The 15,231-nt window shown below is 43.2% G+C and carries 14 protein-coding genes; 9 read left to right on the top strand and 5 right to left on the bottom strand.

All coding sequences use genetic code 11. The features are described from left to right. From Q1W14_RS15830 to Q1W14_RS15865, 8 genes are all read left to right on the top strand, one after another. A partial coding sequence (locus Q1W14_RS15830; RefSeq protein ID WP_300703119.1) for a hypothetical protein occupies positions 1-375 on the top strand: 375 nt, incomplete at its 5' end. Continuing rightward, positions 359-1,516 carry a F0F1 ATP synthase subunit A gene (gene atpB / locus Q1W14_RS15835; RefSeq protein ID WP_300703120.1) on the top strand — a complete coding sequence of 386 codons (1,158 nt, stop codon included), beginning with the start codon at positions 359-361 and terminating at the stop codon, positions 1,514-1,516. The genes Q1W14_RS15830 and atpB, both read left to right, overlap by 17 nt. A gap of 37 nt (positions 1,517-1,553) precedes the next feature. Continuing rightward, positions 1,554-1,811, top strand: a complete 258-nt coding sequence (gene atpE / locus Q1W14_RS15840; protein ID WP_018668722.1) for an ATP synthase F0 subunit C — start codon at positions 1,554-1,556, stop codon at positions 1,809-1,811. 28 nt (positions 1,812-1,839) lie between these two features. Continuing rightward, positions 1,840-2,343 (top strand): F0F1 ATP synthase subunit B, encoded by a 504-nt coding sequence (gene atpF / locus Q1W14_RS15845; protein WP_300703125.1) that lies wholly within the window; start codon positions 1,840-1,842, stop codon positions 2,341-2,343. Positions 2,344-2,355: 12 nt separating this feature from the next. Then, positions 2,356-2,916, top strand: coding sequence for a F0F1 ATP synthase subunit delta (locus Q1W14_RS15850; RefSeq protein WP_300703128.1), 561 nt, complete (start codon positions 2,356-2,358; stop codon positions 2,914-2,916). Between the two features lie 123 nt (positions 2,917-3,039). Beyond that, positions 3,040-4,623 carry a F0F1 ATP synthase subunit alpha gene (atpA, locus tag Q1W14_RS15855; protein WP_300703258.1) on the top strand — a complete coding sequence of 528 codons (1,584 nt, stop codon included), beginning with the start codon at positions 3,040-3,042 and terminating at the stop codon, positions 4,621-4,623. 91 nt (positions 4,624-4,714) lie between these two features. Beyond that, the gene (locus Q1W14_RS15860; RefSeq protein WP_300703130.1) at positions 4,715-5,605 is read left to right on the top strand and encodes a F0F1 ATP synthase subunit gamma; all 891 of its coding nucleotides are present in this window, start codon (positions 4,715-4,717) and stop codon (positions 5,603-5,605) included. 207 nt (positions 5,606-5,812) lie between these two features. Continuing rightward, on the top strand, positions 5,813-8,023 hold the full coding sequence (locus tag Q1W14_RS15865; protein ID WP_300703131.1) for an HRDC domain-containing protein: 2,211 nt from the start codon (positions 5,813-5,815) through the stop codon (positions 8,021-8,023). A 52-nt stretch (positions 8,024-8,075) separates the two neighbouring features. Here the strand turns inward: Q1W14_RS15865 and Q1W14_RS15870 are convergent, their stop codons facing one another. The 5 genes from Q1W14_RS15870 to Q1W14_RS15890 all read right to left on the bottom strand — a co-directional run bounded on the left by Q1W14_RS15870 (position 8,076) and on the right by Q1W14_RS15890 (position 12,871). Continuing rightward, positions 8,076-8,975 carry a sugar nucleotide-binding protein gene (locus Q1W14_RS15870; protein WP_300703133.1) on the bottom strand — a complete coding sequence of 300 codons (900 nt, stop codon included), beginning with the start codon at positions 8,973-8,975 and terminating at the stop codon, positions 8,076-8,078. A gap of 19 nt (positions 8,976-8,994) precedes the next feature. Then, positions 8,995-9,555, bottom strand: coding sequence for an occludin (locus Q1W14_RS15875; RefSeq protein ID WP_300703135.1), 561 nt, complete (start codon positions 9,553-9,555; stop codon positions 8,995-8,997). Between the two features lie 102 nt (positions 9,556-9,657). After that, positions 9,658-10,437: a hypothetical protein gene (locus Q1W14_RS15880; RefSeq protein ID WP_300703137.1), complete on the bottom strand. Its 780-nt coding sequence runs from the start codon at positions 10,435-10,437 to the stop codon at positions 9,658-9,660. A gap of 21 nt (positions 10,438-10,458) precedes the next feature. Then, positions 10,459-11,178, bottom strand: a complete 720-nt coding sequence (locus Q1W14_RS15885; RefSeq protein WP_300703138.1) for a response regulator transcription factor — start codon at positions 11,176-11,178, stop codon at positions 10,459-10,461. Between the two features lie 151 nt (positions 11,179-11,329). Next, complete coding sequence (locus Q1W14_RS15890) at positions 11,330-12,871, bottom strand: HAMP domain-containing sensor histidine kinase (protein WP_300703140.1); 1,542 nt, start codon at positions 12,869-12,871, stop codon at positions 11,330-11,332. 181 nt (positions 12,872-13,052) lie between these two features. On the opposite strand from Q1W14_RS15890, the gene Q1W14_RS15895 reads away from it, so the two are divergent. After that, positions 13,053-15,185: an outer membrane beta-barrel family protein gene (locus Q1W14_RS15895; protein WP_300703142.1), complete on the top strand. Its 2,133-nt coding sequence runs from the start codon at positions 13,053-13,055 to the stop codon at positions 15,183-15,185. The last annotated feature ends 46 nt before the right edge of the window (positions 15,186-15,231 follow it).

Below are 15,231 nucleotides of genomic sequence, written 5' to 3' on the forward strand. Positions count from 1 at the left end.
ACGATATTAGTAGGAGGATTAGGCGGTTGGGCCTATTATTCGGTTTTTCCGCACCACTATTTTGGTGGTTATCCGCTAATACCTGTTTTCTTTTACGTATACGGAGTGTTTATGGTGAGCATGACCGAAAATTGCCGTAAGCGAATGCCGCGGCGGATGTTGCAGATATACTTGCTAATGCGTGTTATGAGGATGCTGGTATCAATGATCGTAATGGTGATTTATTGTATTGCTGTGCGTGAAGAAGCGAAAGAGTTTCTATTGACGTTTATAGCAAACTATCTGATATATTTGATGTTTGACTCCTGGTTTTACTTCAATTTTGAAGCGAACCGGAAACTGAAAAAGAATAAAGAGAATGAGACAATTGCGTAACATACTGACTGGTGTACTACTGGCTTTCGGATTACTGATGCCGGTCATTGTACATGCCGATAGTATTCCTGCCTCCTTGAATGGACTGGAAACGGATCTAGACAGCATAGCCCAGCGTGATAAGGTGACTTCTGCCGAACAAAAGGAAAATACGGTGGATGTAAAGGAAATCGTTTTCGGTCATATCGGCGATTCGTACGAATGGCATATCACGACTTGGGGGAACACGCCTATCACTATTCCGTTACCCGTTATTGTCTATAGCCAGACTACCGGTTGGCATGTATTCCTCTCTTCACGTTTGGAAGAAAACGGCGGTAGTTATGAAGGTTTCTCTATTGCACCTTCAGGCAGTAAGTACGAGGGGAAGATAGTAGAGCATGATGCTGCCGGAAGTGAAATCCGTCCTTGGGATATTTCTATCACGAAAGTGACGTTGTCCTTGCTTATCAATAGTGTGTTATTGCTTGTCATTATTCTGGCAGTGGCGCATTGGTATCGCAAGCATCCACAAGATAGTGCAGCGCCGGGTGGTTTTATCGGATTTATGGAAATGTTCATTATGATGGTGAACGATGATATCATTAAGAGTTGTGTAGGACCTAAATATAAAAAGTTTGCGCCTTACTTGCTGACAGCGTTTTTCTTTATCTTCATCAATAACATGATGGGGCTGATACCCTTCTTTCCGGGAGGTGCCAATGTAACGGGAAATATAGCTATCACAATGGTGCTTGCACTCTTTACGTTCGTTGCCGTAAATTTATTCGGTACAAAAACGTATTGGAAGGAAATATTCTGGCCGGATGTGCCTTGGTGGTTGAAGGTTCCTATACCTATGATGCCATTCATCGAATTCTTCGGAATCCTGACGAAACCGTTTGCTTTGATGATTCGTCTTTTTGCCAATATGCTGGCGGGACACATGGCGATGCTGGTACTTACCTGCCTTATCTTTATTTCGGCAAGTATGGGACCTGTACTCAATGGAACTTTAACCGTAGCTTCCGTGCTCTTCAATATCTTTATGAATGCACTGGAATTACTGGTTGCCTTTATTCAGGCTTATGTATTCACTATGCTATCTGCAGTATTTATCGGTCTGGCACAAGAGGAACATAAAGTCAGTGAAAAGAAATAAAATCATTAATAAAATAACCATTTAAAAACAAAAAGTTATGTTACTATCTGTATTATTACAAGCTGCTGCGGCAGGTGTGGGAGTTAGTAAGTTGGGAGCAGCAATTGGTGCTGGTTTGGCTGTTATTGGTGCCGGTCTGGGTATTGGTAAGATTGGTGGCTCTGCTATGGAAGCCATTGCTCGCCAACCGGAAGCATCGGGAGATATTCGTATGAACATGATTATTGCGGCCGCCTTGATTGAAGGTGTTGCTTTGTTGGCAGTAGTAGTATGTCTGTTGGTATTCTTCTTATAATGTAAATTGTCAAAAAGTAAATCGAATTATGTCATTGTTATTACCTGATAGTGGCCTGCTGTTCTGGATGCTTCTTTCATTCGGTGTAGTGTTTGTGGTGCTTGCCAAATACGGTTTTCCCGTAATCACCAAGATGGTGGAAGGCCGCAAGACATACATAGACCAGTCAATGGAAGTGGCGCGCGAAGCAAACGCCCAACTCGCCAAGCTTAAAACGGAAAGTGATGCATTGATCGCTGCCGCCAACAAGGAGCAAGGACGCATCTTGCGGGAGGCGATGCACGAACGTGACAAGATCATTGTTGAAGCACGTAAGCAGGCTGAAATTGCCGCTCAGAAGGAGCTGAAAGACATTAGAGTCCAGATTCAGCAGGAAAAGGAAGAAGCCATCCGTGATATTCGCCGCCAGGTAGCAATCTTGTCTGTGGATATTGCAGAGAAAGTAATCCGTAAGAATCTGGATGAAGAGCACGAGCAAATGGAAATGATTGACCGTATGCTCGATGAAGTGCTGGCAGCCACTAACCACTAATCACTAAAAAAGATGGATATAGGAATTGTTTCGATGCGATATGCGAAAGCATTGATGGATTATGTCAAAAGCACGGGAACGGAGGAAGTTATTTATAAAGAATTCCGTATGTTATCCCATAGCTTTAAAAAGCATCCTGATTTGCGTATGGCGCTGGATAACCCCATCCTGACGACTCGTGAAAAGTTCTCGTTGATATGCACCGCCGCTATGGGCGATGCTGCACCCGGACGTGAGTTTGCTCGTTTCATCACATTGGTGCTAAAGAACCGCCGTGAAGGCTTCTTGCAATACATTTGCCTGAGCTTTCTGGATTTGTACCGGAAGGACAAGCATATCGGTATTGCCAAACTGACTACTGCTGTGCCTGTAAGCAAGAATGTGGAGGACCGCATCAGAAACAGCGCCTCTTCCTTGCTGCATGCTCACATGGAGTTGCAAACCGAAGTAGACCCTTCTATTGAAGGTGGCTTTATTTTCGATATTAATGACGTCCGGCTGGATGCCAGCATCGCTACACAACTCAAGAGAGTGAAACAACAGTTCATTGATAAGAATAGAAGAATCGTGTGATTTACGATCGGACGATTTACGATTTACGATTGAAGTTACTTTTAGTTGTAAAGAGTGAATCGGTCAAATAAAGAAGAGTATTTTTAATCGTAAATCGTAAATAACTAAATCGTAAATAATATGTTGTCTGAAAATATAAAAGTAAGCGAAGTTTCCGATGTCCTCCGTAAACAGTTGGAGGGGATTGATACCCGCGTGCAACTGGACGAAATAGGCACAGTGCTTCAGGTGAGCGACGGTGTGGCGCGTATCTACGGATTGCGTAATGCCGAAGCTAATGAATTGCTGGAGTTCGACAACGGTGTCAAGGCAATCGTGATGAACCTTGAAGAAGATAACGTTGGTGCGGTATTGCTGGGTCCTACCGATAGAATAAAGGAAGGCTTCGTTGTGAAACGTACGAAGCGTATCGCTTCTATTATGGTGGGTGAGGGGATGCTTGGACGTGTTATCGACCCGCTGGGTGCACCACTTGACGGAAAAGGATTGATCGGTGGCGAGCTTTGCAATATGCCGTTGGAACGTAAAGCTCCGGGAGTAATCTTTCGTCAACCGGTGAATCAACCCTTACAAACAGGATTGAAAGCTGTAGATGCTATGATTCCTATCGGACGCGGGCAGCGTGAGCTGATTATCGGTGACCGTCAGACAGGTAAGACTGCTATTGCCATTGATACTATAATCAATCAACGTGCTAATTTTGAAGCCGGCGATCCGGTATATTGTATCTATGTAGCTATCGGTCAAAAAGGTTCTACGGTTGCATCTATCGTAAATACGTTGCGTGAGTATGGTGCTATGGATTATACCATTGTAGTAGCAGCGACGGCGGGTGACCCGGCTGCTTTGCAATATTATGCTCCGTTTGCGGGTGCAGCTATTGGTGAGTATTTCCGTGATACCGGTCGCCATGCACTGGTGGTTTACGATGATTTGTCAAAACAGGCGGTTGCTTACCGTGAAGTTTCTTTGATTCTGCGTCGTCCGTCAGGTCGTGAAGCATATCCGGGTGATATCTTCTATCTGCACTCCCGTTTGTTGGAGCGTGCGGCAAGAATTATCAATCAGGAAGAAGTAGCCCGTGAGATGAACGATTTGCCGGATAGCCTGAAAGGTAAAGTGAAGGGTGGTGGCTCATTGACTGCATTGCCTATCATCGAGACACAAGCCGGTGACGTATCTGCGTATATCCCAACGAATGTAATTTCTATTACGGATGGTCAGATCTTCCTCGATACGAACCTCTTTAACCAAGGTAACCGTCCGGCTATTGACGTAGGTATCTCCGTAAGCCGTGTAGGTGGTAATGCTCAGATCAAGGCAATGAAAAAGGTAGCAGGTACTCTGAAGATAGATCAGGCACAGTATCGCGAACTGGAAGCATTTACCAAGTTTAGTGGAGATATGGACCCTGTTACGGCATTGACCATCGACAAGGGACAAAAGAACACGCGTTTGCTGGTACAACCACAATACTCTCCGATGCCGGTAGAAAAGCAGGTTGCTATTCTCTACTGTGGTACTCACGGTTTGTTGAAGAACGTACCCTTGGATAAAGTCAGCGAATTTGAAAAGAATTTCCTTGAATATCTTGAATTGAATCATCGTGAAGATGTTCTCGATATACTGAAAACAGGTGTTATCAACGATGAGGTCAGCGGGAAGATTGAAGAGACGGCGGTGATGATTGCAAAACAATTTATGTAATGTACAATTAGACAATTTACGATTTACGATTTGCCATGCGGTTTATAGCGCAGCCCAATTGTACATCGTAAATCGTAAATAGTAAATCAATATGGCTTCACTGAAAGAAGTAAAAAATAGAATTAACTCCGTCAAGAGTACGCGTCAGATTACATCGGCTATGAAGATGGTGGCATCCGCTAAGTTGCACAAGGCGCAAGGGCGGATTGAGAATATGCTGCCTTATCAACGGAAGCTGAATGAAATTCTGACTAACTTCTTGCGTACGGATGTTTCTGTTGAATCGCCTTATACGGATATAAGGCCTGTGACGCGGGTGGCTATTGTGGCGTTTTCGTCCAATAGTTCGCTATGTGGTGCATACAATTCGAATGTGGCTAAAATGCTGGAGCGGACTTTAGCGGATTATAAGTCGTTAGGTAAAGAAAATATCTTGATTTATCCGGTAGGGAAGAAGATCGAAGAAGTCGTAAAAAAGCTGGGTTATGTGCCACAGGGCAGTTATCAGGTAATGGCCGATAAACCGGCATATCCGGAGGCGTATGAACTGGCCGGCAAACTGATGGAAGAATTTATAGAGAAGCACATCGATCATGTAGAGCTGATTTACCATCACTTTAAATCTATGGGTACGCAAGTATTGCTTCGTGAGAATTATTTGCCTATTAATTTGGCACAAGTAGCTGAAGAGGCTGCTGAAGATTCTAAAAAGTCTTCACGAGGTTTTAATAATGATTATATTGTAGAGCCTTCGGTAGGTGAATTGATAGCGGAACTTTTGCCGAAAGTATTAAGTCAGAAAATATTTACTGTATTGCTTGACTCTAATGCTTCCGAACATGCCGCCCGTACGCTCGCCATGCAGACGGCTACGGACAATGCTAACGAATTAATACAAGATTTGACGAAGCAGTATAATAAGAGTCGTCAGCAGGCTATTACGAATGAATTGCTCGATATTATTGGTGGAAGCTTGAAGTAACTGCTTACTGGTAAATAACCGATTGACTAGGTCGGCATTAAATACATATAAATAGGACAGAGATTGTGAAATAAACATTATCTTTGTCCTATTATTGTATATAATAAATGGTTACTGTATACGATAAATCTGAACGTGAAAATATGACTTTAGATGAAATCCATGATCTAATGATAGAGAGTGGATTGGCAGAATAAAAACTTAATAATGGAACAAAACCCTGAATTGGCGCTTGCATGGCAATTCATTGAAAACACAGGCACCCATCTTTTCTTGACCGGTAAAGCAGGAACCGGTAAAACAACTTTCCTGCGAAAATTGAAATCAGAGAGTCCGAAACGGATGATCGTACTTGCACCGACGGGAATAGCCGCTATTAATGCAGGCGGCATCACAATCCACTCATTTTTCCAATTACCTTTTGCACCTTACGTGCCGGAGAGTTCTTTTAGTTCGAAAGACGGAACTCCTCAATACCGTTTCCGGTTTGGTAAGGAGAAGATCAATATTATTCGTAGTATAGACCTGCTGGTGATTGATGAAATCAGTATGGTACGTGCCGATCTGCTGGATTCAATAGATGCGGTATTGCGACGTTACCGTGACCGGAGCAAGCCTTTCGGTGGGGTACAACTGTTAATGATAGGCGACCTTCAGCAACTTGCTCCCGTAGTGAAAGATGACGAGTGGCAATTGCTGAGTAAGTACTATGAAACCCCTTATTTCTTTTCCAGCCAGGCGTTGAAACAAACGGAGCATTGTATTATCGAATTGAAAACGGTCTATCGCCAAAGCGACGGTAATTTTCTGAAATTACTGAACTGTATTCGCGAGAATCAATGTGATGAGCAAGTGCTGAAAACGCTGAATAATAGATATATTCCGGGCTTTGAACCTCGCAAAGAAGAAGGATATATTCGCTTAGTAACACATAATTATCAGGCTCAACGTATTAACGATCATGAACTGGAACAACTTCCCGGTCGTTCATTTGCTTTCCGTGCAACCATTGATGGGAAATTCCCTGAATATTCTTACCCTACGGATGAAGTGCTGGAAGTGAAGCGAGGTGCTCAGATTATGTTCGTAAAAAACGATACTTCCGGCGAACACCGTTTTTATAATGGTATGATCGGAGAGGTGACCGATGTTTCATCGAGCTTTATTGAGGTACGCAGCAAGGATAATGACGAATCATTTGTTCTGCAAGAAGAAGAATGGACGAATGCCAAATACGTACTGGACGAGGAAACGAAAGAGATTACAGAAGATATTGAAGGAACTTTCAGACAATACCCCATTAAACTTGCTTGGGCTATTACGATTCATAAAAGCCAGGGCTTGACATTTGAGAAAGCTATTATTGATGCCAGTGCTTCGTTTGCACACGGTCAGACATACGTTGCTTTGAGTCGTTGCAGGACATTGGAGGGTTTGGTACTTAGCGCTCCGTTATCTGCAAGAGCTATTATCAGTGATAGTGCAGTAGACCTCTTTACAACGGAAGCACGAAGAAACGAACCGGATGAAACACGTTTCCGCTCCTTACAGCAATCTTATTTTCTGGAGTTGTTATCCGGCTTGTTCGATTTTCAACCGATGGAACAAGCATTAAGGCGGTATGTGCGTCTTGTTGACGAACATTTATACAAATTATTTCCCAAGCAGCTGGCTACTTATAAAGAAGAAACGGAGCGATTCCATGAAAAAGTGACGAAGGTTTCCCAAAAGTTTAATTTGCAATATACCCGTCTGATTGATGCGGCACAGGATTATGCTACGGATGAGACTTTACAGGAACGCATCCATTCCGGAGCAGATTACTTCAAGAAAGAGATACAGCCATTGTATGCTACCTTGCTACGTCTTGCACCCCTTGAAGCCGATAATCGGGAATTGAAAAAGAAACTCAAAGATGCATACGAAGAGTTGCGGGACTGTTTCTTATTAAAGGACGATTTGTTGGATTACGTTATAAATCAAGGTTTTCATACCAGTGAGTATCTGAAGCAGAAAGCAATCTTATCTATAGAAGATTCAGGAAAACCCATTTCCGGCAAAGAAGATATGCGCCGCAGAGGAAGATCGGAAGAAGCCGGAAAAACGACATCAGAGCGTAAAAAGAAAGAGAATGCTCTGAGTGTGGAAGCAACAGCGGATGTCCTGCATCCGGAACTTTATGAACGCTTAGTAGCATGGCGTAATGCAGAAGCATCACAATTAAAACTACCTGTATATACTGTTATCCAGCAAAAAGCTATTTTAGGCATCAGTAATTTGTTGCCTTCGGATAAGACGATGCTCGTACGCATTCCCTATTTTGGAAAGAAAGGAGTGGAGAAGTATGGTGACATTATCCTGGAAATGGTACGAACTTATCGAAAAGAGAAAGGACTGGCAGAACCGGAATTATTGTAATAAGAAATGTGAATTCATGCATGAATTCACACAGATAGCTATTAACTTCCTCTTAAAGTTCAAACATCAGGTGTATTCCTTCGTCTAGGGTATGGGGTTGATATCCTAATTCTTTCCGGACCTTTTCAATACTTAAACCGCTGAACTGAGGACGTGGTGTTTTTTCTCCCATCTCTTGCGTAGTAACAGGACGAATAAGTGAACGGTTTAATCCAAGTATATCCGCTACCCGGAGAGCTATATCGGAAATGGTAAGGCAGTCGCTTCCACAGATATGGTAGATTCCATTGTATGGATGAGTTATCAGCTTTTCCACACCCTGGGAAACATCTCCCACATAGGTAGGAGTGCGCCATTGATCGGAAACGACAAAGATTTCTTCGTTGCTCCTTAATCTATTGGCAACAAGTTGTAGGATATTACCATGTTGTCCCGGAAGTGCAGCGCCATATACTACAACGACACGAACAATGGCATAATTTTGGCAAATGGCTGCAATACGCTTTTCACCTTCCCATTTGGTATAGCCGTAGTAATTAACAGGAGCGGGAGTATCCTCTTCCGTATAAAGCCTATCTGTATGCCCGCTAAAGACAAAATCAGTAGAGAGGTGTATCAATCGGCTACCACATGCCTGGCAGTGCTTGGCCAGGTTTTCTACGGCAGTGATATTTATCGCATCTGCTTCCTCATGGTGTGTTTCGCAATAATCGGGAACGGAGAGGGCGGAAGTATTGATTACAGCATCAGGTTTCAGCTCTTCGAATAACTTTGCCAAAGCCTTGTCATCACAAATATCCGTACGGATAAAATGATAATTTCCCGATTCCGGGGCAATGTCTTCGTGTAAGGAACAGCCCGCAACCTGATAGGAATGATTACGGGATAAATCATCAAGAATGCGTCGCCCGGTGAAGCCATTGGCGCCTATAATTAATACTTTCTTTCTCATGGTAATCTTTTTTGTATGCTCAATACATCCCATTTCTTCCTTGTTGTACCTCAATCCGTATTCCAAACGAGCCATTGGAAGATTTCAGCTCGAATGCACCTTTGAAATTATTCTTTTCCCAAGGTAAAGCAGAAGGGTTACGAACTTTCCAGCCATCTTTATCATACTCGCCATATGTATTGATGCGCATGCCGTTCTTTAGCTTGAAACTTCCCATTTGCAGATTGTCCGTAGAATTCCAGAAGCCTGTAAGACCAAAAGGATTGGAACTGAAATACTGGGAGTTATTGAGGGAGAATATGTTTGAAAGTCCTTGCGAGTAAGTTACGTCAGGATTCAGTTGAAAAATCCGGCTGTAATCTTTACTGGCATCCGGTATCTCCAATGTAAACTTGGGAAGTTTGGGAGCAGATACATTCATCAGTCCCATATCGAGCAGGAATCCGTCATAGTTCTTAACGTTCGGCATTAGATCCCTGCCCGATGGTGGTACGTCATCAGAGGCAACTACTTCGTTTTGCGCATTGATAGTAATAATGCTCGTAAGCAAAGTGATGATGCAGAAGAAGATTCGTTTCATATCTTTGTTCACTTTTTAGTTAATGTCTGCGCTATACATGGCAGACTGAACAAAGATACTTCTTTCCTCTTATTCTTAAAAATTTCTTTGTATTATTTCTATTTACTTACCAATACGAAAGACCGGACCGAAAATGGGTACTGTTGTCCACTTCATTTTTGTGGGATCATATACACGTTCCACACCGCCGTGAATTTCGAAATGATCGGTTACTTTCACTTCCATTACAATGCCATACTCACTTTGCCGATACATAGGGTTCATATAGCCATTCAACGAATTAGACTTTCCAAAACCGGAGTATTGACCGAAGGCGCGGATGCGAAGACGATCATTGATACGGTAAGCAATGGAAGCATTAAGTCCTAAATCCATTTGTGCACCATGTATGCGGGAAGGAATGGTGTATTTGGAGGCATAAACACCTCCTGACAATTCCCAGCGTTCATTGGGAGAATAGTACGTAATTCCTGCTCCTGCGTCCATAATGGCGCCCATCGTTGGATAAGTACTATAGCTGCTGTACATATCCAGTATTACTTCCGGAGATAGCAGAAAGTTTGCATAGCGTTCATAATCCATATCAAAGGGATTGGATTTGAAAGGCATCTTCTCCATATCCGCCCAGGGCAGTGGCTCTATATATTCGGGCGGAGTGACGTGCAGGGTAACGCTGTCTTGCTGGTTCATAGGATAGTTTAGTTCCGGTTGCTCTTCTGAAAAAGTGCCGGCACGATTGGGTGGCATACCCTTCTTCGAAACGGAAGGAACTTGTTCCTTTATCACAGGAAGACGGTCTTTGATCGTATCGCCCGGAAGCTCGCTCTGAGCATGTGCGTAAAGCGACGAAAGGGCAAAAATGAATAATAATAACTTCTTCATAAATAGTAGTTTAGTTTTCGTTTAGTTAATTATCAGTTTATATCCAATACCTCGTACATTGACGATGCGTATACGATCATCTTGCGACAATTTATGGCGTAATTTGGTGATGAATACATGCAGGCTGCGGGAGTTGAAAAAGCTGTCGTCTCCCCAAAGGTCGAGCAAAACATTTTGGGTATTGACTACCTGGTTACGGTTTTCGCAAAGCCGTTTCAGGATTTCGGATTCACGGTGGGAGAGTTCTACTTCGGTATTTATGTGCGATGAAGTAAGGGCTCCAACGTATGTAAGGCGTTGCGTTACGGAGTTGAAGCGGTAACTGCCTATTTCAAAGCTGGTCGTTTCCATCGGTTTCTGGTTGGTGAAGGAAAATGCTTTGCCTACCAGTGCTTTGATGCGGATAATGAGTTCCTGCATGCCGAATGGCTTTTTCAGGTAATCATTAGCACCCAGCTCAAATCCTTCTACTACGTCATTAATCGCAGAACGGGCGGTAAGGAACAAAACCGGAGTACCTTTGTCTGTCTGCCGGATGCGTCGTACCATCTCGAAGCCATCCATACGGGGCATCATAACGTCTGCTACCAGGACATCGGGACGGATGTCGAAGAATAGCCGCAATCCTTCCTCACCGTCCGAAGCAGTGTGAATAATGAAGTTTTGCCCTTCCAGCGTATCTTTGATAATCATGGCAAGGGTTTGCTCATCTTCTACTAATAGTACGTTAATCTTTTCCATGGCTTATAATGCTTTTTTTGTTTCTTATCAGTAAATCTTCTGTTTCGGCAGATCCAACTAACTGTTTCACCTAATGAAACTAACAGTTTCAAAGCATGAAACTTGTAGTTTCAAGGGATGAAACAAACAGTTTCACCGGGTGAAACTATTTCTACTCCCGCTTCAAGTGTACAATGAAGCTGCTTCCTTTTCCGGGTTCACTCTTTACTTTTATAGTTCCTCCGTGTTTCTCTATCATTGTTTTTACGTAAAATAGTCCTAAACCATAGCCTTTTACGTCATGCAGATTGCCTGTAGGAACACGATAAAACTTATCGAAGACATGTTGCAGCTTATCAGCAGGAATGCCGATACCGCGGTCGCTTACGGAAATCTCAGTCCATTTATCTTGTCCGATGGAGGTATTCCGGCATTGAATATGTATCTCAGCCTCACTCTGTGAATACTTGATGGCATTGTCTATCAGGTTACTGAGGATATTGCTGAAATGCGTCCGGTCTGCAAGGGCAGTCAGATCTTTGGGTTCCAGATCGACTGTAATATGTACAGGCTTTTCTGCTTTCAATTTATGTTGCTCGATGAGCGGTTCTAAGATGCTGTGCAACGAAAGCTCTTCGGGGTGCAGACGGAACGTTTTACGACGCTCCATACTCATGGAGAGTATTTGCTCAACCAGTCCGCTAAGACGTTGGAGTTGCTCTTGGCAAATGTTCAGATATTTGTCACGTTTTGCCTTTTCTTCGGCTTGGTTGAAGTTGAGTAGGGCATCATTGGCGGCGTAAGCTACGGCAATAGGGGTCTTCAATTCATGGGTGATGTTGTTGGTGAAGTCGCTCTTCATCTCCTCCAAGGTCTTCTGTTTTAAAATAGTTCGGATAAGGAACCAGAAGGAAAATCCTAAGATAATCAGGATAATAAAAGATGTGGTAAGTATGCCCGACATCTGCTTTAATATCAGTATGTTGATAGGTTCCATCGTTAGCCGGTAACTCTCGCTGTTGTGCAAGTTGAAGGCATAGTTGTATTGCTTGGCTTTGGGGCTGGGTATATACTCTGGGGTGCCGCATACGCCTATTGTGTCGGTAAAGGCTATCGTCGAATCTCTACCTCCTCCTTTATATAAGTGTTCCAACCGATAGGCTACATCAAGTCCATACTCGCGCAATGCGCTGATGAGCAAACTGTCATAGACCGCCAGATCGGGCCCTGAAATAATATCCAAACCGGAATGTAATCCTCGTTGGAAATAATTCGCCAGCTTCTGCATGTTGTTTTGCTTGCTAAGCATAACGTCAACACTTTCGTTGACTCTCATAGCCGAAGTCAACGAGTCAAAGGGAGTACCCTCGGTAATAGTGTCTTTTTCTATATTGACTGTGAGGCTATCTGTATTGTCAGGCTCGCTTGTGGAGGAGTGTCTGGTGATACTTGCAGTACTGCTTACGTATGGTTTATCATTGTCAAATCCTGTAGATACATTTACTGTCCCTGTACTGGTAGTATCATTTCGAAAATTCTCTACGCGTATTATCATCTCGTTATAATCGCTCATGCGCATGGCTTCGGTGATATTGCGTTCCATTTCGTCGTGCATGGTGCGGTAGAGCCCCATCAGCCAGTAGGTCTGATAACCGAATATGCCGGTCAGAGAAAGAATGACGAGCAAGGTGATGTATTTGGAGGGTAGTTTCATGAGTATTTGTTGTTTGAGAATGCAAGGCAAATATAAACACTTTTATCATGCGGTAGGCTATATGATAAGACTAAATAACACTTCTGATAACAGTAAATAAGACTGAATAAGATTGCGATAACGCAGACATCTCTTTTTTATCCCGTACTTTGCAGCATCGAAAACATTAAAACATGTAGCTATGCAATACAAGTACATTTTCCCTTTCGTATTTTGTGCGTTCAGTACAAGTCTTTCTGCCCAGCAAGTGGCAGACAATAATGAAAGAACTCTCAGTGCAGATAGTTTAATCACTAGTGATTCCCGTTTAGATAGTCTTTTTCAAACTCTGCCTGAAGTAATGGTTACCGGAGAACGTCCCATCGTTAAAGCCCAGGCAGGCAAGCTGGTATATGATTTGCCTCGTCTAATTAGTAATCAGCCTATAGATAATGCCTACGATGCAATGAAAGAGCTCCCCGGTGTTACTGAAATGAATGGCGGACTTCAACTGGCAGGACAAAGTGTTACCGTTATCCTTGATGGCAAAGTAACCACTCTCAGTACCGAACAACTTTATGCTTTATTGAAAACCATCCCTGCCAGCCGCATAGCGAATGCGGAAGTAATGTATAATGCTCCTGCACGCTACCAAGTGCGTGGTGCTCTTATCAATATCACTTTAAAGCAAGCCGCAGGCGGTTCCAACTCCTGGCAAGGTGAACTCTATGCCAAATACCACCAAAAGCACTACGAAGGTTTTGAAGAACGTGCCAGTTTACTTTTCAATAAGAATAAATTCTCAGCAGACTTTCTTTACTCGCATAGCCACGGTCGGGGATACTCTGTTACCGACAAGGAGGCTATGCATTCTCTCTCAGACGGCTCGGTTCACCCCATGACGACAAATGAGGTGGGCCACAGCCGCTCCCATACCCATAGTTTCCGCATAGGTACGGACTATAACATTGCCGAAAACCATCAACTGAGTTTTGTGTACAATGGTAAATATGGCACTTATCATAACCGGGTGAATATTGAAGGCAGCCAAGTGTCTAATACGAAAAGTAACAGTACAGACTGGATGCATAACGGTCGATTGGATTACCGTACGCCTTTCGGTCTGAAAGCCGGAGCAGAATTGACTTATTACAATTCTCCATCCGATCAACTACTTCACAGCCGCTTGCAGGATGAACAACTGGATTTCCTCACCGAAGATTGTCAGCGCATCAACCGATGGAAGTTGTTTCTTGCTCAGGAGCATACCTTGAAGAACGGTTGGGGATTGAATTATGGAGCCATTTATACTACCAGCATCGATAACAGCTTTCAATATTATTTTGATCCGGAGACAGGCGAACCGCTAACTTCTTCTGATGCTATCAGTAATATGAAGTCCCGTCGCCGAGAGCAGACATTGAATTTCTATGCAGGCTTCAACAAAAGTTTCGGTGATAAGCTTTCGATGGATGCTTCATTGGCGGTAGAGTATTATAAAACCCCGGTATGGAACCAGTGGGATTGGTATCCTACCATCAATTTGACCTATATGCCGGCTGCGGGACATGTATTGCAAATGTCTTTGAGTAGTGATAAGGAGTATCCTGACTATTGGGCTGTACAAGATAATATCTCTTATATAGGCGGAGGATATTCTGAGATTCATGGTAACCCGTTGCTGCGTCCGGCACAAAGCTATGAATTTCAAACGACTTATATTTTGAAGAGCAAATACATCTTCAGTGCCTGGTTCAATCATACGAAAGACTACTCTGTGCAAACCCTTTATCAGGCTTCCAACCGTTTAGTCGAAATCTATAAATATTTCAATTTTGATTATCAACAACAAGCAGGAATACAGGCATCTGTGCCATTTAATATAAAGAAGTGGTTGAACTCGCGTATCACCTTAATAGGAGTATGGCATCATGAGAAAGACAACGATTTTTGGGATATTCCATTCAACCGTAAGAAGTTTTTTGGTATCGCCCAGATGAACAATAACTTCATTCTATCCACCAAGCCCGATTTGAAGTTGAATGTGACCGGATTTGTGCGTAGCAGTGCCATTCAAGGTATATACGATCTTCCTGCATCGGGTAATGTAAATGCAGCTTTGCGTTATAGCTTGGCCAAAGGGAAAGCAATAGTTAATCTGTATTGCAACGACATCTTCGAAACAGGGCAGGTTTCACCACGCATCCGCTTTAATACGCAGAATGTGACGAATCATTATAGTTGCTACCGTGAGATAGGAGTGTCGTTCACTTATAAGTTCGGTGGATATAAGGAAAAGGAACGTGAGGCGGTAGATACATCACGTTTCAAATAGAACGGGTTTGCACTTGTACTAGCTTAGGCTCACATTCCTATAAGCG

The organism is Bacteroides sp., assembly GCF_030151085.1.
Taxonomy (GTDB): Bacteria; Bacteroidota; Bacteroidia; order Bacteroidales; family Bacteroidaceae; genus Bacteroides.

Coding starts and splice junctions, on each gene's coding strand:
- atpB (WP_300703120.1), top strand. CDS start 359: ATGAGACAATTGCGTAACATACTGACTGGTGTACTACTGGCTTTCGGA.
- atpE (WP_018668722.1), top strand. CDS start 1,554: ATGTTACTATCTGTATTATTACAAGCTGCTGCGGCAGGTGTGGGAGTT.
- atpF (WP_300703125.1), top strand. CDS start 1,840: ATGTCATTGTTATTACCTGATAGTGGCCTGCTGTTCTGGATGCTTCTT.
- Q1W14_RS15850 (WP_300703128.1), top strand. CDS start 2,356: ATGGATATAGGAATTGTTTCGATGCGATATGCGAAAGCATTGATGGAT.
- Q1W14_RS15860 (WP_300703130.1), top strand. CDS start 4,715: ATGGCTTCACTGAAAGAAGTAAAAAATAGAATTAACTCCGTCAAGAGT.
- Q1W14_RS15865 (WP_300703131.1), top strand. CDS start 5,813: ATGGAACAAAACCCTGAATTGGCGCTTGCATGGCAATTCATTGAAAAC.
- Q1W14_RS15870 (WP_300703133.1), bottom strand. CDS start 8,975: ATGAGAAAGAAAGTATTAATTATAGGCGCCAATGGCTTCACCGGGCGA.
- Q1W14_RS15875 (WP_300703135.1), bottom strand. CDS start 9,555: ATGAAACGAATCTTCTTCTGCATCATCACTTTGCTTACGAGCATTATT.
- Q1W14_RS15880 (WP_300703137.1), bottom strand. CDS start 10,437: ATGAAGAAGTTATTATTATTCATTTTTGCCCTTTCGTCGCTTTACGCA.
- Q1W14_RS15885 (WP_300703138.1), bottom strand. CDS start 11,178: ATGGAAAAGATTAACGTACTATTAGTAGAAGATGAGCAAACCCTTGCC.
- Q1W14_RS15890 (WP_300703140.1), bottom strand. CDS start 12,871: ATGAAACTACCCTCCAAATACATCACCTTGCTCGTCATTCTTTCTCTG.
- Q1W14_RS15895 (WP_300703142.1), top strand. CDS start 13,053: ATGCAATACAAGTACATTTTCCCTTTCGTATTTTGTGCGTTCAGTACA.